Source organism: Lysobacter brunescens (genome assembly GCF_042677005.1).
Classification (GTDB): Bacteria; Pseudomonadota; Gammaproteobacteria; order Xanthomonadales; family Xanthomonadaceae; genus Lysobacter_I; species Lysobacter_I brunescens.
In genome coordinates this window covers 185569-202223 of the sequence record NZ_JBHTIF010000004.1, presented here as the reverse complement: position 1 = coordinate 202223, position 16655 = coordinate 185569, and the positions used below count along the sequence as shown (strand labels likewise).

The window sequence follows — 16655 nt, the reverse complement described above, 5'->3', positions numbered from 1 at the left end:
ACCTGCACGATCTGCGCACCGCCTTTTGAATGCGGTCGATGCAATTCAAGCACTTCCGTGCGTTCGCCTGCTGGCACGCGACTTGCAGACTCGTCTCTGTCCGCGCATCGCACGGATTCCCCCAACAAACGAGGTGAACGCTCATGACCAATCACGACAAAACCGTCGACAAGGCAATCGACAAGGACCTCAATCGCGACCCGATCACGGGAACGCCGGGCGCCCATCCGGTCGGCACCGGCGTCGGTGCCATTGCCGGCGGTACGGCAGGCGCCGCTGTCGGCTCGATCGCGGGCCCGGCCGGCACCGTGGCCGGTGCCGCGATCGGTGCGGTCGTCGGCGGCCTCGCCGGCAAGGGCGTTGGCGAAGCCGTCAACCCGACCGCCGAAGACGCCTACTGGCGCGAGCAGTACACGCGCGAGCCCTACTACAACCAGGGCCACACCTACGACGACTACGCGCCCGCCTATCGCACCGGTTACGAGGCCCGCGCACGCTACGCCGATCGCAGCTTCGACGAGGTCGAACCGGAACTCGAACGCGACTACACCGGCTATCGCGGCCCGTCTCCGCTCGCCTGGGACCGCGCCCGCCACGCCGCTCGTGCCGCCTGGGATCGCGTCGAACGCGCCATGCCCGGCGACGCCGATCGCGACGGCAAGTGATCGCAGCGATCACGTACGAGGCGTGATGAGCCGATGGGAGGGGCGGCTTCGGCTGCCCCTCTTGTGTTTGCTTGGCGGCGAGGACGACTCTGGTGATTCCGTGCTCCTCAGCCTGCCGGCGCATTCGAGTCGATGCGTTGCAGATAGCGCAGCGCCGCCGCGCGGTTGATCTCGTCGGCATCGTAACTGCGCGTCGTCAGCCCGGCGTCGTAGATGTCTTCATCGATCGCTTCCAGTGCCAGCAGCAATTGGAACACCGCGCGATTGTCCGCCGCGACCGCATGCCGCAGCGCCTGCACCAGCACCGGTCGCGCCTCCGGCTCGGCCAGGTTCATCAGAGCATTGGCCGCCGACGACACGATGTCCGCATCGCGCCAGCGTTCCAGCACCGAGCACAGCGCCTGTCGCAGCAAGTCACGATCCGCGCTCCCCATCGGCGGAAACGCCTCGTCAGTGCTGAAAGGCCCGACAATTCCCTTGGCTCGTCCCGGGTCGCCGCCGAACCTGCGCCAGATGCGCAACATCTCCGCTGCGTCGATCAGCGCATGGCGCAGGCATTCCGCGTCGCCGTGTTCGAGCAGGAGGGCGATGCGCTGGGTGAAGGGGTGGGGATTCATGGTGGTCGCAGGCCTATGTCCATCTTCCATGGTTTCGCAGGATGCGACGACAGCCCGCTTCCAACAAAAAACCCCGGGCTTTCGCCCGGGGCTTCTGTTTGGTGGAGGTGGGCGGAATCGAACCGCCGTCCGAAGGCACTCCATACCCGGCACTACATGCTTAGCTCACCGTTCGATCTCGCCCTGCGGCAACACGGTGTGCGAAGCACACCGCAGGACATACCCGCTTGATCTAGGCCCTGGTTGACGGGTCGCCGCCGGGGCCGATCCTGTGATGATGACCCTACATCCACGAGCACAGGCACAAGTGGGTTCGGGGCTAGGCCTTAAGCGGCCAGAGCGTAGACGTCGTCGTTGGCGTCTGAGTTTTTGCCGCTGGATTAACGAGGAAAGCTGCCCCCTCGGCATGCGTCGTGTGATTTCGCAACCCCCGTCGAAGCCAATGCACCCCCGAAACCGGGAATTCGTTCGATGGAGTCGGTCTTTCGATCGACGGGGCAAGTATGGGGGTCGGGGGAGGGCGGTTCAAGTCCGACCTCCGCAATCGAACGGGTCGATCGAACCCGATCACGCGTCCTTGTTGCGGTGGCGCATGGCGCGCTGCTTCTCGCGGGCCCAGTCGCGGTCGCGGGCGGCGTCGCGCTTGTCGTGCGCCTGCTTGCCCTTGGCCAGGGCGATCTCCAGCTTCACCTTGTTGCCCTTCCAGTACAGCGCGGTGGGGATGATGGTGTAGCCGTCGCGCTGGATCTTGCCGACGAGCTGGTCGATCTCGCGACGGTGCAGCAGCAGCTTGCGCGTGCGGCGGTCGTTGGCGATGACGTGGGTGGACGCTTGGATCAGCGGGGTGATCTGCGAGCCGTACAGGAACAGCTCGCCGTCGTTGACCATGGCGTAGCTGTCGCCGATGTTGGCGCGGCCGGCGCGGATCGACTTCAGCTCCCAGCCCTGCAGCGACAGCCCGGCTTCGTAGCGGTGTTCGAGGTGGTACTCGTGCTTCGCCCGCTTGTTCAGGGAGATGGTCTTGATCGGCGGAGCGGCCTTGGCGGGCTTGTCGCCGCCCTTTGCCTTATCCTTTTGCGCTTTCTGCTTGCTCATCCAGCCATTGTCCCCGATGCGGGGCGATCAGGCGAGCATTCCGGACCCTTCCCGCCACCCGACGAGTTCCCGACGCGAGTCCCGCACGATGCCGGTCATCCAACGCTCCGCCCTGGTCGAACATTCCGCCGCGAGGATGTTCTCGCTGGTCAACGATGTCGCTGCCTATCCGCGCCGCTTCGACTGGTGCGAGGCCGCGCAGGTGTTGGAGCAGGACGAGGGGCGGCTGGTGGCGCGGCTGGACCTGGGCATGGCGGGGCTGCGGACCTGGTTCACGACCGAGAACACGCTGTCACCGCCGCACCACATCGACATGGTGCTGCGCGACGGGCCTTTCCGGAAGCTGACCGGCCGCTGGCAGTTCCACGCGCTGGACGAGTCCGCCTGCAAGGTCACGCTGACCCTGGATTTCGAGCCGAACTCGAAGATCCTCGGCCCGGCCTTCGTGCTGGGGTTCCAGAGCCTGGCGGACCGCATGGTCGACGACTTCGTGCGCGTGGCCGACCGGGCGGAGGACTGAGCGTGCGCATCGAAGTGGTCCGGGCCTGGCCGAGGCATCACGAATCGGTGATGGTCGAACTGGCCTCGGGCGCGACCGTGGCCGAGGCTATCGCGGCGTCCGGCATGGACGACGGCGGCCACGTGGCCGTGGCGGTGTTCGGGGAAAAGGTCGAGGCCGCGCAGGTGCTGCGCGAGGGCGACCGCGTGGAGCTGCTGCGGCCGCTGACGACGGATCCGAAGGAGGCCCGGCGGCGCCGGGCCGTGAAGTAGCGCGCTTGAAGCAGGCGCGTTGGCCGGATCAGCGGCGGCGCTTCTTCTTGTCGTCCTTGGCGAGGTTCGGGCCGAACTCGCTGCGCGACTTGCGGGCCAGTTCGTCGTCCTGCTCGGGGAAGTATTCGCCTTCCCACTTGCTCACCAGGCCGTTCTCGAAGAACACGGTGAAGTTCTTGATCTCGACGTTGCCGCGGCGGTCGGTGCGCTGGGTCGAGGTGTAGTCCCAGCGGTCGGGGTTGGCCGAATCGGCGATTGACGGCGAGCCCATCAGCCCCTGCACGTCCTGCTTGGTCATGCCGACCTGAAGCTGGTCCGCGGCGGTTTTCTCGATCAGGTTGCCCTGGTAGATCGGCTGCTTGTAGATGATGCCGCAGCCGGTGGTGGCGAGAGCGACGGCGAGGACGAGCAGCGGGGCGCGGAACGAGCGGGTGGTGTTGAGCATGTGGCAGCCGGCAGGAGGGAAGGGCACGCGTCGGGCGATGATACACTGACCGCCCTCACCGCCGGCACTCGGGCCTGGATGCCCCATTCATCGCGGGGTCGGACGCCCCAGGGCCCGGAACAGCCTCGCGACCCACCACGGTCGCCCCACGTGCGTCCCCCACGCCGTGCCCCCCGGATCGCACCAGGAGCGCCCCATGGAATCCAGAGACCTGCGCAAACTCGGCCTGAAGGTGACCCACCCGCGCATGCGCGTGCTGGAGCTGCTGGAACAGGCCCGCCCCCGGCACATGACCGCCGAGGACATCTACCGGAAGCTGGTGGACGACGGCGACGAGATCGGCCTGGCCACCGTCTACCGTGTCCTGACCCAGTTCGAGGCCGCCGGTCTGGTGCTGAAGCACAATTTCGAGGGCGGCCACGCCGTCTACGAACTGGACCGCGGCGACCACCACGACCACATGGTCGACATCGACACCGGCAAGATCATCGAATTCGAGAACGCCGAGATCGAGGCCCTGCAGCACAAGATCGCCGCCGAATACGGCTACGAGATCGAGGCCCACGCGCTGGTGCTGTACGTCCGCAAGAAGAAATAGGTCGCGCAACGTCGCGACGCGTCCGCTGCGTCACATGCCGATCGAAATTCCCACTCGTCCTGTTCCCCGGGACGAGATGTCGGGCCACGGGCCCGACCTACGTCTTGTCAGACCACCGTGTTGTCAGGCCACGTTTTCCAGCAGCCGCTTCGCCGCCGCGCGGGCTTCCTTGCTGACTTCCACGCCGCCGAGCATCCGTGCCAGTTCCTCCTGGCGTTCCTTCGCGTCGAGCCGGCGCACCGCGCTCTGGGTCATGCCGTCGGCTTCGGCCTTGCTGACCCGGTAGTGGGCGTGGCCCTGGGCCGCGACCTGCGGCTGGTGGGTCACGCACAGCACCTGGCGCTTGGCGCCGAGCGCGCGCAGCTTCTGGCCGACGATCTCGGCCACGGCGCCGCCGATGCCCGAGTCCACTTCGTCGAAGACCATGGTCGGCACGGCGTCCAAGCCGAGTGCGGCGACCTCGATCGCCAGCGAGATGCGAGACAGTTCGCCGCCGGAGGCGACCTTGCGCAGCGGGCGCGGCGGCTGGCCGGCGTTGGCCGAGACCAGGAATTCGGCGCGCTCGGCGCCCTGCGGGTCGGGGCGACCGTCGTCGATCGGCTCCAGGGCGATCTCGAAGCGCCCACCGCCCATGCCCAGATCGGCGATCAGGGCGGTGGTGGCCTGCGACAGGCGGCCTGCGGCCTCGCGGCGTGCTGCCCCGAGGTGTGCGGCGGCCTCGCGCCAGCGACCGGCGGCGGCCTCGATCTCGTCGTCCAGACCGGCCAGGCGTTCCCCGGCATGGCGGAGGGTGTCCAGCTCGGCGGCGATGCGGTCGCGGACCTCGTGCAGCGATTCGGGCGGGACGCGATGCTTGCGGCCGAGCTCGTGCAGGCGCCCGATCCGGTCCTCCAGCGCCTCGAAGCGTTCCGGGTCCAGGTCCAGGTCGTCGCGGATGCGCTGCAGCAGGCGGGTGGCTTCGTCGATCTGGATCGCAGCCGCGTCGAGCATGCCGTCGACTTCGTCCAGACGGGGCTCGTCGTTGCGGGCGCGGGCGATCTCGCCGCGCAGGTGCTGCACGGTCTGCAGCAGCGATGGCGCGTCGTCGCCTTCGAGGCGGGCGAGGGCGCGTTCGCAGGTGTCGATCAGGCCGGCGGCGTTGGCGAAACGGCGGTGGTCGGCGGCGAGTTCGGCGATCGAGGCCGGCTCCAGCGTCTCCTTGTCGAGCTCGCGCCACTGGTGGTCGAGCAGGTCGATGCGGTCGCCGACGTCGCCGGCGCGAACCAGGACATCGCGCTCGCGGCGCAGCGCAGCCCAGGCCTCGGCGGTGTCGCGGACGGCCTTCAGCGCCGGGGCATGGCGGCCGAAGGCGTCGAGCAGTTCGAGCTGGCTGGCCTTCGACAACAGGGCCTGGTGTTCGTGCTGGCCGTGGATCTCGACCAGCAGCCCGGCCAGTTCCGCGAGCTGGGCGACGGTGACCGGGCGGCCGTTGATCCAGGCGCGGGAGCCGCCGTCGGAACGCAGGGTCCGGCGCAGCTGGCAGGCACCGTCGTCATCAAGCTCCTGTTCCTTGAGCCAGTCGGCCGCCTCGGGGCGGTCGCGCAGGTCGAACTCTGCATTGAGTTCGGCGCGTTCGGTGCCATGGCGGACCATGCCGCTGTCGGCACGCATGCCGGAGAGGAAGCCCAGGGCGTCCACCAGCAGGGATTTGCCGGCGCCGGTTTCGCCGGAAATGACGGTCATCCCGGGGCCGAATTCGAGTTCCGTGGAGGCGACGACGGCGAAGTCGCGAAGCGTGAGGCGTGTCAGCATGGGGCGGATTGTGCATCAAAAGTGCGACAGGCCGGCCTCGGCGACGGCCGGAGCGCCGGTTCCGTGATGCGGCGTGGGGATATCGCCGAACCGGGAACCCGGGCGCGCCGGCCGGGCCGGGGCCATGCGGTGCATTGAACGCCGCCGCCGTCTCACGGTTGGAGACGCGCGGCCGGTCTGCGTCTGTCGCGATGCTTGCGCATGCCGGCGCCAACGCCTATATCGGTGGCCATGAATCGCCCGGTCGACCCAGGTTCCGATCCCCTCGTGCTCGATCCCCGCGCACGGCTGCTGCTGCGCACGCTGATCTCGCGCTACATCCGCGACGGCGAGCCCGTGGGTTCGCAGACGCTGGCCCGCCATGCCGGCCTGGACGTCAGCCCGGCCACGATCCGCAACATCCTGGCCGAACTGGAGGACGTGGGCCTGCTCGCGGCGCCGCACACCTCCGCCGGCCGTGTGCCCACCGCGCAGGGCTACCGGGTGTTCGTCGACAGCCTGCTGCAGATCCAGCCGCTGGCCGACGGCGAACTGGGCCGGCTGCGCGCTGAGCTGTCGCCCGGCGTCGGCACGCAGAGTTTGCTGGGCAGCGCCTCGGAGCTGGTCTCGGCGATGACCCATTTCGTCGGCGTGGTCAGCGTGCCCAAGCGCGAGCAGTTCGCGTTCCGGCACGTCGATTTCGTGCCGCTGGACGGCCAGCGGGTGCTGGCGATCCTGGTCTTCGCCGACAACGACGTGCAGAACCGCATCCTGCAGACCCGCCGCAGCTACGAGCCCGGCGAGCTGGAGCGGATCGCCAACTATCTGAACACCCATTTCGCCGGCCGGCCGCTGGCCGAGGCCCGGGCCCTGCTGCTGGCCGAGCTGCAGACCGCGCGGCAGGAGATGGAATCGCTGATGACCCGGGCGCTGGAGCTGGCCGACCAGGCCCTGGCCAGCGACGTCGAGGACATGCTGGTGGCCGGCCAGACCCGGTTGATCGGCGTGCAGGACCTGTCCAACCTCGACCGCCTGCGCGAGCTGTTCGAGGCCTTCGCCAGCAAGCGCGAGATCCTGCAGGTGCTCGAACGCACCCTGCGCGCGCCCGGTGTCCGCATCTTCATCGGCGAGGAAACCGGCATGGCCCCGCTGGACGGTGTATCGCTGGTCACTGCGCCCTACGGCGCCGGCGGACGGACACTGGGCGTGCTCGGCGTGATCGGTCCCACGCGGATGGCCTACGACCGGGTGATCCCGGTGGTCGAGGCGGCGGCCAGCGTGCTCAGCCAGGCGTTGGGGCCGGACGACGCCACGCGACCCGGCGCCCCTTGATTCCCGCGAACGTGTCCCCATCCCTCGGCGGTCGGCGGGGTTTCCCTTCCCATCTCCCGCCATCGGAACGGACATGACCCAAGACCAGACTTCACAGGATGCCCAGGCCCAGGGCGAGCACACGACCTCGACCGAGGCCGTAGCGGACACCCCGGAGGCGATGATCGAACGCCTCAAGGGCGAACTGGAACAGCTGCGCGCCGAATCCCTGCGCGAGCGCGCCGACCTCGACAACCAGCGCAAGCGCCTGGCCCGCGAGGTCGAGATGGCCCGCAAGTTCGCCAACGAGCGCCTGCTCGGCGACTTGCTGCCGCTGTTCGACAGCATGGAGGCCGGCTTGGCCGCCGCGCCGGAAGGCGACCCGCTGCGCGCCGGCATGGAGCTGACCCTGCGCCAGCTGCAGCGCATCGCCGAAGCCAATGGCCTGGTGGCCGTGGCTCCGGCCGCTGGCGAGGCCTTCAACCCCGAGCACCATCAGGCCATGAGCATGATCGACGCCGAGGGCATCGCCCCGGGTGCGGTCGCGCAGACCTACCAGAAGGGCTACCTGCTCAACGATCGCCTGCTGCGCCCGGCCCTGGTCGTGGTCGCGAAGCAGGACTGACGCCCCGGTCGGACACGGTCGCGGGGGACGCCGGGCACGGCGTCGCGACCAGCGGTCCGACGAACGCGGCAGGCGGCGCTTGAAACCCCGCCACCGCGCCATACATACGAAACATCGGCGGCAAGACCGCCCCAGAAAACACAGACTCGGAGAATCCCGTCATGGGCAAGATCATCGGTATCGATCTCGGCACCACCAATTCGTGCGTCGCGATCATGGAAGGCGGCAAGGCCAGGGTCATCGAAAACAGCGAGGGTGACCGCACCACGCCGTCGATCGTGGCCTACACCAAGGACGGCGAAGTCCTGGTCGGCGCCAGCGCCAAGCGCCAGGCCGTCACCAATCCCAAGAACACCTTCTACGCGGTGAAGCGCCTGATCGGCCGCAAGTTCACCGACGCCGAAGTCAAGAAGGACCTCGATCTGGTGCCGTACGCCATCCAGGCGCACGACAACGGCGACGCCTGGGTCGCGACCAGCGATGGCCGCAAGATGGCGCCGCAGCAGATCTCGGCCGAAGTGCTGGGCAAGATGAAGAAGACCGCCGAAGCCTACCTCGGCGAGACCGTGACCGAAGCCGTCATCACCGTCCCGGCCTACTTTAACGACAGCCAGCGCCAGGCGACCAAGGACGCCGGTCGCATCGCCGGCCTGGAAGTGAAGCGCATCATCAACGAGCCGACCGCGGCCGCGCTGGCCTACGGCCTGGACAAGGCCGACGGCGCCGATCGCAAGATCGCCGTGTACGACCTCGGCGGCGGCACCTTCGACGTGTCGATCATCGAGATCGCCAACGTCGACGGCGAGAAGCAGTTCGAAGTGCTGGCCACCAACGGCGACACCTTCCTCGGCGGCGAAGACTTCGACAAGCGCGTCATCGACTACCTCGTCGAGGAATTCCAGAAGGACCAGGGCATCGACCTGCGCAAGGATCCGCTCGCCCTGCAGCGCCTGAAGGATGCCGCCGAGCGCGCGAAGATCGAGCTGTCCTCGTCGCAGCAGACCGAAGTGAACCTGCCGTACGTCACGGCCGACGCTTCGGGTCCGAAGCACCTGAACATCAAGCTCACCCGCGCCAAGCTCGAAGCCCTGGTCGAGGATCTGGTGAAGCGCACGATCGATCCGTGCCGCACCGCGCTGAACGATGCCGGCCTGCGCGCCAGCGACATCAGCGAGGTGATCCTGGTCGGTGGCCAGACCCGCATGCCGAAGGTGCAGGCGGCGGTGGCCGAGTTCTTCGGCAAGGAGCCGCGCAAGGACGTGAACCCGGACGAGGCCGTCGCCATCGGCGCCGCGATCCAGGGCGGCGTACTCGCCGGCGACGTGAAGGACGTGCTGCTGCTCGACGTGACCCCGCTGTCGCTGGGCATCGAAGTGCTGGGCGGCGAGTTCAACAAGATCATCGAGAAGAACACCACCATCCCGACCAAGGCCACGCAGACCTACTCGACCGCGGCCGACAACCAGAGCGCGGTGACCGTGCACGTGCTGCAGGGCGAGCGCGCCCAGGCGATGTACAACAAGTCGCTGGCCCGCTTCGACTTGTCCGGCATCGAGCCCGCACCGCGCGGCATGCCGCAGATCGAAGTGACCTTCGACATCGACGCCAACGGCATCCTGCACGTCAGCGCCAAGGACAAGAAGACCGGCAAGGAGCAGAAGGTCGAGATCAAGGCCGGCTCGGGCCTGTCGGACGACGAGATCCAGCGCATGGTCCAGGACGCCGAGGCGCACCGCGAGGAGGACAAGAAGTTCCACGAGCTGGTGCAGGCGCGCAACCACGCCGACGCCCTGATCCATGCCGCGCGCAGCGCGATCAAGGACCACGGCGACAAGGTCCCGGGCGAGATGATCGGCCGCGTCGAAGGTGCGATCGCCGAGGTCGAGACCGCGATGAAGGGCGACGACAAGGCGCAGATCGAAGCCAAGTCGAAGGCGCTGGAAGAGGCCGTGCAGCCGATGATGGCCGCCGCCAACGCCGGTCAGCAGGGTCCCGGCGACGCCGGTCCCGGCCCGTCGGCTTCGGCGAAGAACGACGATGTCGTCGACGCCGAGTTCACGGAAGTGAAGGACGACAACAAGTAATCCCCTTCGTCGGGGCAACGGGAACGGGAGACGTGGCCAGCCGCGCGCTCCCGTTTCCGCATTGAAGACAGCGCATTTCCACGACACTTCTCCGGCATTCCATGAGCAAACGCGATTACTACGAAGTCCTGGGCGTGGCCCGCAATGCCGGCGAGGACGAGCTGAAGAAGGCCTATCGCCGCCTGGCGATGAAGTACCACCCCGATCGCAATCCGGACGACGCCACCGCCGAGGCCTCGTTCAAGGAAGCGAAGGAAGCCTACGAAGTGCTGTCCGACGCCAACAAGCGCCGGGCCTACGACGCGCATGGCCATGCCGCGTTCGAGCACGGCATGGGCGGCGGTGGCGGCGGTGCCCACGGCGCCGACATCAACGACATCTTCGGCGACATCTTCGGCAACATCTTCGGCGGTGGCGGCGGATCGCGCGGCCCGCGTCGCGGCGCCGACATCGGCTACGTCATGGAGCTGGACCTCGAAGAGGCGGTCGCCGGCGTCGAGAAGCGCATCGAGATTCCCACGCTGGTCGACTGCAAGCCCTGCAAGGGCAGCGGCTCGGAGGACGGCAAGGTCGAAACCTGCGCCACCTGCCAGGGACGCGGCCAGGTCCGCTTCCAGCGCGGCATCTTCGCGATGCAGCAGCCGTGCCCGCATTGCGGCGGCAACGGCAAGCGCATCGTGTCGCCCTGCAAGAGCTGCCGGGGCGCCGGGCGCGTGGAGGAGGAGAAGGTCCTCTCGGTGAAGATTCCGGCGGGCGTCGACAACGGCGACCGCATCCGCCTGTCGGGCGAGGGCGAGGCCGGCCCGGCCGGCGCGCCTCCGGGCGATCTGTACGTCGATGTGCGCGTGCGCGAGCACGACATCTTCCAACGCGACGGCGACGACCTGCACTGCGAAGTGCCGATCCGCATCTCCCAGGCCGCGCTCGGCGACACTGTGCGCGTGCCCACGCTCGGCGGCGAAGCCGAGATCCGCATCCCGCCCGAAACCCAGACCGGCAAGGTCTTCCGCCTGCGCGAGAAGGGCGTGCGCTCGGTGCGCAGCCGCAGCACCGGCGACCTCTACTGCCGCGTCGTCGTCGAGACCCCGGTCAACCTCACCTCGCAGCAGCGCGAGCTGCTCGAACAGTTCGAGGCGACCTTCGTCGGCGAGGAAGCCCGGCGCCATTCGCCGCGTTCCAGCACCTTCATGGATGGCGTGAAGAGCTTCTGGGAGCGCATGACGTCCTGATTCCGAGCCTCGCGGCGCAAGCTTCACGACGCTCGACGCCCGCCTTCCCGGCGGGCGTCTTGCATGCGGGCGCCGCTGCACGCATGCTCGCCCGGCCTTCCCGGGAGCAGGAACGATGTCCTCCACGCCAGTGATCGGCCTCGTTGGCAGCCAGGGCGCCTATGGCCGATGGTTGCGTCAGTTCTTCGAGCAGCGGATGCAACTGCCGGTGATCGGCTTCGACCCAGTCGATCCGGCCAGCGAATCGCTCGATCACGTGCTGGACGCCGCCGACGTACTGCTGTTCACCGCGCCGATCCGCCACACCGTCTCGATCATCGACGACTGCGTCGCACGCTCGGCAGGACGGGAGCGCGGTCGGCTGTGGCTGGACATCACTTCGATCAAGCAGGCGCCGGTGGCGGCGATGTGCCGCTCGCAGGCCGACGTGGTCGGCCTGCATCCGATGACCGCGCCGCCGAAGTCGCCGACCCTGAAGGGGCGGGTGCTGGTGGTGTGCGAAGCGCGGCTCGATCATTGGCGCGACTGGCTCGCCAAGCTGCTGGCCGCCCTCGAAGCCGAAGTCGTGCGCATCGATGCCGAGCATCACGACCGGGCGATGACCCTGGTCCAGGCGATGGTCCATGCGACGCATCTCGCCCAGGCTGCCGTTGTCCGCAGTCATGCGACCTCGCTCGGGCCACCGTCGTCGCTGCTGCCGATGCGCACGGCCGCTTTCGAGATGGACCATGCGATCGTTACCCGGATCCTCTCGCTCAATCCGCAGATCTACGAGGACATCCAGTTCGACAATCCGCACGTGCCGGAGATGCTCGATCGGCTGGCGGACGAACTGACGACGCTGCGCGACCTGGTGCGCAGCGGCGGCGAGGCGGCGCGCAAGGCCTTCCGCACCCGATTCCTGCACGACAGCCACGATGCCTACGGCACGGAGGTGCTGGGCGAGGGCAACCATGCCTTCGAACGCATCGCCTACCTGCTGGCCGACCTGCTCGAAACGCCGTCGCTCGCGTTGCACCTGCCCGACGACCGTTCGGGGTCGCTGCGCGCGCTGCTCGAAGTGTTCGAGCGCCACGGCGTCAGCCTGTCGTCGATCCATTCCTCGCGCACCCCGGCGGGCGAGGTGCATTTCCGCTTCGGCTTCGCTGCAGACCAGGATCGCGCCGCGCTGGACGCCGTGGTGCGGGACATCGAGGCCTCGGCGATCGGACGGATGATTGATTGAGTGATCGAGCGCAGCGATCAGGCGGCCAGATCCGGCGCTCGGCCGCTCCCGCGCGTCGCAGGCGCGAGCCAGCCGCCCTGGGGCGACGAATAGCGTGCGATCACCGCTTCGGCGAGCGCGCGATCGTCCAACTGCGAGGGATGGAACGACGGTTTCAGGTAGGCAAACAGATGTTTCAGCGTACGCCGGGCCATGCCGTGCTCCGGCCCGAGATGGCGCCAGAGGCCGCGCCACGTCGAAGCACGCCAGAGGCCGCCATCCTGTGCGAGGAAAAACAGCATGCCCAGGGTCATCAGCGTGTAGAACAGGACCGTGGTCGGCACCCAGCCGGCCAGTCGCATGCCGTAGCCCGGCGAGACCGCGCGCAGCACGTCGAACGACACCGACTTGTGTTCGATTTCCTCGGCGAAATGCCATTCCTGCATCGCCCGGACTTCCGGGTGCGCATCCGCCAGGATGCCCTGGCGAAGGAACTCGTGGGCCATGAAGGCATTGATGTGCTCGATGCAGCTGACCATCGACATGCGCAGCGACAGTGGCGCGATGCGTTCTGTGAGGCGGAACGTCAGCACATCGATGATGCGTTCGAGTCTGCGGTAGCGGTAGCCGTGCGCGTCCAGCACCGACCAGAAGCGCTTGTGGGCGACGCCGTGCTCGGCCTCCTGATGGATGAAGGCGCGTCCCGCCGCCGCGAGGTCCGGGTCGTCGATGCGTCCCAGGCAGCGCGCCAGGGTACGCATGTAGAAGGCTTCGTTCGACGGCACGATGACCGTGTACATGTCGAGCAGGGCCGAGAGTGCGGGATTGGCGGGCAGCCAGTTTCGCGGGATGTCCGGCTGCAGCGGCGCGCGGAAGGATCGGGTGGGCATGAGGACTGACATGGACGTGCTCCTGTGCTTCTGCGTGGAAGACGCTCCCCCCTGGAATGTCTTCACGCGTCGCGGCGCACGCATCCATACTCGACCGGATTTGTTGTCACCCGGTGGCCGTCCCGGTAGCTTACGCGGATGAATGCTCCCATCCGTGTCCTGATCCACGGTGCGAGCGGTCGGATGGGGCAGACGCTGCTGCGGTTGATGGCTGAACAGCCCTCGCTGACGCTGGCCGCCGCCGTCGCGCCGCCCGTCGCCGAAACCGGCCTGCTCGGCCAGCCTTTCCATCCCGTCGCCGAACTCGATGCCGCGCCCGATTTCGACGTGGCCATCGATTTCAGCCTGCCCGTGGCCTTCGACGGCATCCTCGCCCTCTGCGCGAAACGTCGCACAGCCTTCGTCTCCGGCACCACCGGGCTGGCCAGCCAGCAGCGCGCGGTCCTGCAGGCGGCGTCTGTGCAGATCCCCGTGCTGTGGGCTTCCAATTTCAGCCTCGGCGTCGCCGTGCTGGAAGACCTGGTCGAACGCGCCGCCCGGACGCTGTCGGGCTGGGATTGCGACATCGTCGAATCCCACCACACGCGCAAGCTGGATGCGCCCTCGGGCACGGCCCTGACCCTGGGCGCTGCCGCCGGGCGCGGTGGTGCCGATCCGCGCTACGCCAGCCTGCGCGCCGGCGACATCGTCGGCGAGCACCTGGTCCAGTTCGCGGGGCAGGGCGAGCGGATCGAGCTGATCCATCGCGCCACCAACCGTGACATCTTCGCCCGGGGCGCGCTGCATGCCGCCGCGCGACTGGCCGGACGCGATCCTGGCGCCTATCGGCTGCGCGATCTGCTGGACTGAGGCGAATCTCGCCGGATTTTGATGCAGTGCCGCAATTCGTGCTGGCGCTGGCCGGCCCGCGCCGGTACAATTCTCGCTCGCCTGACTCCAGAAGCCACGGGCCGGTTACAGACCGCGCCCGGGGCTTTTTGCAACCTGCCGTCAGCCCCAACAAAGGCGAACCCCGTGACCGAAACCGCAATCCTTGTCCTCGAAGACGGCACCGTATTCGAGGGCGAATCCGTAGGCGCGCCCGGCCTGTCCGTCGGCGAAGTCGTGTTCAACACCGCGATGACCGGCTACCAGGAAGTCCTCAGCGACCCGTCCTACGCCCGCCAGCTGGTCACGCTGACCTATCCGCACATCGGCAACACCGGCTGCACCGACCTCGACGACGAGGCCGGTCAGGTCTGGGCCTCGGGCCTGATCGTGCGCAACGTGCCGCGACGTCCGAGCAACTGGCGCAGCCAGATCGCGCTGCCGGAATGGCTGAAGGCGCGCGGCATCGTCGCGATTTCCGAGATCGACACCCGCAAGCTCACGCGCCTGCTGCGCGATCGCGGCGCGCAGAACGGCGCGCTCATGGCGGGCGACATCGATGTCGAGAAGGCGCTCGAAGCCGCGCGCAAGTTCCCGGGCCTGAAGGGCATGGACCTCGCGAAGGTGGTGAGCACCGGCAACGCCTATCCCTGGGCCGAAGGCCAGCTCGATCTCGACCGCAACGCCTTCGTCACCGCAGAAGCGAAGTTCAAGGTCGTCGCCTACGATTTCGGCGTGAAGCGCAACATCCTGCGCATGCTCGCCGAGCGCGGCTGCGACGTGACCGTGGTGCCCGCGCAGACGCCTGCCGCCGATGTGCTGGCGATGAATCCCGACGGCGTGTTCCTGTCCAACGGCCCCGGCGACCCGGCGCCCTGCGATTACGCCATCGCCGCGATCCGCGAGTTCATCGCCCGCAAGATTCCGACCTTCGGCATCTGCCTTGGCCACCAGCTGCTCGGCCTGGCCAGCGGTGCGAACACGCTGAAGATGAAGTTCGGCCACCACGGCGCCAACCACCCGGTGATCGACATCGACAGCGGCCGGGTGATGATCACCTCGCAGAACCACGGTTTCGCCATCGACGAAGCCACGCTGCCGGCCAACGTCCGCGTGACGCATCGCTCGCTGTTCGACGGCAGCAACCAGGGCATCGCCCTGACCGACGCGCCGGCCTTCAGTTTCCAGGGGCATCCGGAAGCCAGCCCGGGCCCGCACGATGTGTCTCCGCTGTTCGACCGGTTCGTGGCGACGATGCAGGCGCGCGCCTGAATTTCGTACGCCGGACCTGCCGCCTCCCGGCGCATGCCGTCGCCCGGCATGACCCACCCACCCACCTCCAGGGGGTTCCGATGAAACGCGTCATCCAGTCCATCTCCGCGCTGCTGCTCACCGGCGCCCTGCTGTCCGTATCCGCGCATGCGGCCGGCCCTGCGAAAGCCTCGCTGGAAGCGAAGACCGACCGCCTCACCGACCTCATGGTCGAACTCGTGCCGATGGGCCGCATCTTCGAGATGCTGGCCAAGGACGATCCGAAGTGGCCGATGCAGGACAAGCCCGACGCCGTGACCCCGGCGCAGCTGTCCTGCCTGCGGGGCGAACTGAGCAACACCGGCTATCGCCGCGCGAAGCGCAAAGACGTGGCCGAGTACGTGGCCACCAACCCGTCCCGCATCGATGACGAAGTGAAGCTGCTCGAAGGCGGCGCAGCTGCGGTGATGGGCCGTCTGATGATGGCCGGAGCCGAGGGCGAGCGCACCGGCGTGAAGGTCAGCGAGCAGGAGGTGCTGGGCAGCGCCACGCCGGAGCAGCTCGCCTCGTTCATGGCCTTCATGACCGCCCCGGATCACGCCGGCCTGCGCAAGCTGTCGGGCCTCGGCAATGCCTTCTCGACCGACAAGTCGTCCGAGGAGAACGAGCAGAGCGGCGAGGCCGCAGGCGAGAACCTCGCGACGCAGGTCATGCTGCGTGCGATGGGCGCCTGCGACGTATCGATGGCGACCCTGTTCAACGGATGACGCTTCCGGCGGCCACGTCGCGCGCGCCGCGCCGTCGCTGGCTGCGCCGGCTCCTGGTCGTCGCGGTGCTGCTGGGGGGCTATCCGGCCTTCGTGCTCGGCAGCGTCTACCTGGCGACATCGCGTTCCGATCTGCCGGGCGGACGACACGGCCCGAAGGATGCCTACCGCCACACGCTCGCCAGCGCCACGGTCGCCTTCACGGGATCGCCGCGCTGGGTCGACTGGGTCACCGCCGTCATGGAAGGCGATGCTCACCGCCATACCGGTCGCAGCGATGCGGCCCGCGCGATGGATGCGCACAACAATCGCATCGGCGCGCGGATCGGCGCCGGTGCGGAGAGCTGGAACGAGATGAATGCCGCCGTGCTGCAGGCCGTCCAGGCCGGGGGCGTGGCGGTCGAAGACGAAGACAGGATCACCTGGCTGTCGAGCGAACGCTGGCAGGACCGGTGGTACTGAGACCG

The 16655-nt window shown here is 68.2% G+C and carries 18 protein-coding genes and 1 other RNA gene; 13 read left to right on the top strand and 6 right to left on the bottom strand.

The features are described 5' to 3' along the window. Nucleotides 1-143: 143 nt before the first annotated feature. On the top strand, nucleotides 144-665 hold the full coding sequence (locus ACFQ0E_RS16300; RefSeq protein ID WP_386825627.1) for a hypothetical protein: 522 nt from the start codon (nucleotides 144-146) through the stop codon (nucleotides 663-665). A 107-nt stretch (nucleotides 666-772) separates the two neighbouring features. Here ACFQ0E_RS16300 and ACFQ0E_RS16295 read toward each other — a convergent pair whose 3' ends face one another. The 3 genes from ACFQ0E_RS16295 to smpB form a co-directional block, all read right to left on the bottom strand. Then, on the bottom strand, nucleotides 773-1189 hold the full coding sequence (locus ACFQ0E_RS16295) for a hypothetical protein (RefSeq protein ID WP_386825625.1): 417 nt from the start codon (nucleotides 1187-1189) through the stop codon (nucleotides 773-775). A 192-nt stretch (nucleotides 1190-1381) separates the two neighbouring features. After that, nucleotides 1382-1734: a transfer-messenger RNA gene (gene ssrA, locus ACFQ0E_RS16290) on the bottom strand. 115 nt (nucleotides 1735-1849) lie between these two features. Further along, on the bottom strand, nucleotides 1850-2377 hold the full coding sequence (smpB, locus tag ACFQ0E_RS16285; protein WP_137853454.1) for an SsrA-binding protein SmpB: 528 nt from the start codon (nucleotides 2375-2377) through the stop codon (nucleotides 1850-1852). A gap of 88 nt (nucleotides 2378-2465) precedes the next feature. On the opposite strand from smpB, the gene ACFQ0E_RS16280 reads away from it, so the two are divergent. Both ACFQ0E_RS16280 and ACFQ0E_RS16275 read left to right on the top strand, forming a co-directional pair. Next, the gene (locus tag ACFQ0E_RS16280; protein WP_386825622.1) at nucleotides 2466-2897 is read left to right on the top strand and encodes a type II toxin-antitoxin system RatA family toxin; all 432 of its coding nucleotides are present in this window, start codon (nucleotides 2466-2468) and stop codon (nucleotides 2895-2897) included. A gap of 2 nt (nucleotides 2898-2899) precedes the next feature. Then, entirely contained in the window at nucleotides 2900-3148 is a 249-nt protein-coding gene (locus ACFQ0E_RS16275; protein WP_386825620.1) for an RnfH family protein, read from the top strand. 28 nt (nucleotides 3149-3176) lie between these two features. Here the strand turns inward: ACFQ0E_RS16275 and ACFQ0E_RS16270 are convergent, their stop codons facing one another. Then, nucleotides 3177-3593: an outer membrane protein assembly factor BamE gene (locus ACFQ0E_RS16270; protein ID WP_386825618.1), complete on the bottom strand. Its 417-nt coding sequence runs from the start codon at nucleotides 3591-3593 to the stop codon at nucleotides 3177-3179. Nucleotides 3594-3789: 196 nt separating this feature from the next. Between ACFQ0E_RS16270 and fur the strand changes: the two genes are divergently transcribed. Beyond that, entirely contained in the window at nucleotides 3790-4191 is a 402-nt protein-coding gene (gene fur / locus ACFQ0E_RS16265) for a ferric iron uptake transcriptional regulator (protein ID WP_386825616.1), read from the top strand. Between the two features lie 123 nt (nucleotides 4192-4314). Here fur and recN read toward each other — a convergent pair whose 3' ends face one another. Next, entirely contained in the window at nucleotides 4315-5982 is a 1668-nt protein-coding gene (gene recN, locus ACFQ0E_RS16260) for a DNA repair protein RecN (RefSeq protein ID WP_386825614.1), read from the bottom strand. Between the two features lie 231 nt (nucleotides 5983-6213). Between recN and hrcA the strand changes: the two genes are divergently transcribed. The 5 genes from hrcA to ACFQ0E_RS16235 all read left to right on the top strand — a co-directional run bounded on the left by hrcA (nucleotide 6214) and on the right by ACFQ0E_RS16235 (nucleotide 12435). Beyond that, nucleotides 6214-7293, top strand: a complete 1080-nt coding sequence (gene hrcA, locus ACFQ0E_RS16255; RefSeq protein ID WP_386825612.1) for a heat-inducible transcriptional repressor HrcA — start codon at nucleotides 6214-6216, stop codon at nucleotides 7291-7293. Nucleotides 7294-7366: 73 nt separating this feature from the next. Continuing rightward, nucleotides 7367-7897, top strand: a complete 531-nt coding sequence (gene grpE / locus ACFQ0E_RS16250) for a nucleotide exchange factor GrpE (RefSeq protein WP_386825610.1) — start codon at nucleotides 7367-7369, stop codon at nucleotides 7895-7897. A gap of 161 nt (nucleotides 7898-8058) precedes the next feature. Further along, nucleotides 8059-9981, top strand: coding sequence for a molecular chaperone DnaK (gene dnaK / locus ACFQ0E_RS16245; RefSeq protein WP_386825608.1), 1923 nt, complete (start codon nucleotides 8059-8061; stop codon nucleotides 9979-9981). A 101-nt stretch (nucleotides 9982-10082) separates the two neighbouring features. Next, nucleotides 10083-11210 carry a molecular chaperone DnaJ gene (dnaJ, locus tag ACFQ0E_RS16240; protein WP_386825606.1) on the top strand — a complete coding sequence of 376 codons (1128 nt, stop codon included), beginning with the start codon at nucleotides 10083-10085 and terminating at the stop codon, nucleotides 11208-11210. A gap of 115 nt (nucleotides 11211-11325) precedes the next feature. After that, on the top strand, nucleotides 11326-12435 hold the full coding sequence (locus tag ACFQ0E_RS16235) for a prephenate dehydrogenase (RefSeq protein ID WP_386825604.1): 1110 nt from the start codon (nucleotides 11326-11328) through the stop codon (nucleotides 12433-12435). Nucleotides 12436-12452: 17 nt separating this feature from the next. Here the strand turns inward: ACFQ0E_RS16235 and ACFQ0E_RS16230 are convergent, their stop codons facing one another. After that, a complete protein-coding gene (locus ACFQ0E_RS16230) occupies nucleotides 12453-13316 on the bottom strand; it encodes a metal-dependent hydrolase (protein ID WP_386825602.1) in 864 nt (287 codons plus the stop codon). A gap of 126 nt (nucleotides 13317-13442) precedes the next feature. Between ACFQ0E_RS16230 and ACFQ0E_RS16225 the strand changes: the two genes are divergently transcribed. The 4 genes from ACFQ0E_RS16225 to ACFQ0E_RS16210 all read left to right on the top strand — a co-directional run bounded on the left by ACFQ0E_RS16225 (nucleotide 13443) and on the right by ACFQ0E_RS16210 (nucleotide 16650). Beyond that, complete coding sequence (locus ACFQ0E_RS16225; protein ID WP_386825600.1) at nucleotides 13443-14153, top strand: 4-hydroxy-tetrahydrodipicolinate reductase; 711 nt, start codon at nucleotides 13443-13445, stop codon at nucleotides 14151-14153. A gap of 165 nt (nucleotides 14154-14318) precedes the next feature. Continuing rightward, nucleotides 14319-15443: a glutamine-hydrolyzing carbamoyl-phosphate synthase small subunit gene (carA, locus tag ACFQ0E_RS16220; protein WP_386825598.1), complete on the top strand. Its 1125-nt coding sequence runs from the start codon at nucleotides 14319-14321 to the stop codon at nucleotides 15441-15443. Between the two features lie 80 nt (nucleotides 15444-15523). Next, nucleotides 15524-16189, top strand: a complete 666-nt coding sequence (locus ACFQ0E_RS16215) for a hypothetical protein (RefSeq protein ID WP_386825596.1) — start codon at nucleotides 15524-15526, stop codon at nucleotides 16187-16189. After that, on the top strand, nucleotides 16186-16650 hold the full coding sequence (locus ACFQ0E_RS16210) for a DUF6973 domain-containing protein (protein ID WP_386825594.1): 465 nt from the start codon (nucleotides 16186-16188) through the stop codon (nucleotides 16648-16650). The genes ACFQ0E_RS16215 and ACFQ0E_RS16210 overlap by 4 nt, the downstream gene beginning before the upstream one ends. The last annotated feature ends 5 nt before the right edge of the window (nucleotides 16651-16655 follow it).

Coding starts and splice junctions, on each gene's coding strand:
- ACFQ0E_RS16300 (WP_386825627.1), top strand. CDS start 144: ATGACCAATCACGACAAAACCGTCGACAAGGCAATCGACAAGGACCTC.
- ACFQ0E_RS16295 (WP_386825625.1), bottom strand. CDS start 1,189: ATGTTGCGCATCTGGCGCAGGTTCGGCGGCGACCCGGGACGAGCCAAG.
- smpB (WP_137853454.1), bottom strand. CDS start 2,377: ATGAGCAAGCAGAAAGCGCAAAAGGATAAGGCAAAGGGCGGCGACAAG.
- ACFQ0E_RS16280 (WP_386825622.1), top strand. CDS start 2,466: ATGCCGGTCATCCAACGCTCCGCCCTGGTCGAACATTCCGCCGCGAGG.
- ACFQ0E_RS16270 (WP_386825618.1), bottom strand. CDS start 3,593: ATGCTCAACACCACCCGCTCGTTCCGCGCCCCGCTGCTCGTCCTCGCC.
- fur (WP_386825616.1), top strand. CDS start 3,790: ATGGAATCCAGAGACCTGCGCAAACTCGGCCTGAAGGTGACCCACCCG.
- recN (WP_386825614.1), bottom strand. CDS start 5,982: ATGCTGACACGCCTCACGCTTCGCGACTTCGCCGTCGTCGCCTCCACG.
- hrcA (WP_386825612.1), top strand. CDS start 6,214: ATGAATCGCCCGGTCGACCCAGGTTCCGATCCCCTCGTGCTCGATCCC.
- grpE (WP_386825610.1), top strand. CDS start 7,367: ATGACCCAAGACCAGACTTCACAGGATGCCCAGGCCCAGGGCGAGCAC.
- dnaK (WP_386825608.1), top strand. CDS start 8,059: ATGGGCAAGATCATCGGTATCGATCTCGGCACCACCAATTCGTGCGTC.
- dnaJ (WP_386825606.1), top strand. CDS start 10,083: ATGAGCAAACGCGATTACTACGAAGTCCTGGGCGTGGCCCGCAATGCC.
- ACFQ0E_RS16235 (WP_386825604.1), top strand. CDS start 11,326: ATGTCCTCCACGCCAGTGATCGGCCTCGTTGGCAGCCAGGGCGCCTAT.
- ACFQ0E_RS16230 (WP_386825602.1), bottom strand. CDS start 13,316: ATGTCAGTCCTCATGCCCACCCGATCCTTCCGCGCGCCGCTGCAGCCG.
- ACFQ0E_RS16225 (WP_386825600.1), top strand. CDS start 13,443: ATGAATGCTCCCATCCGTGTCCTGATCCACGGTGCGAGCGGTCGGATG.
- ACFQ0E_RS16215 (WP_386825596.1), top strand. CDS start 15,524: ATGAAACGCGTCATCCAGTCCATCTCCGCGCTGCTGCTCACCGGCGCC.
- ACFQ0E_RS16210 (WP_386825594.1), top strand. CDS start 16,186: ATGACGCTTCCGGCGGCCACGTCGCGCGCGCCGCGCCGTCGCTGGCTG.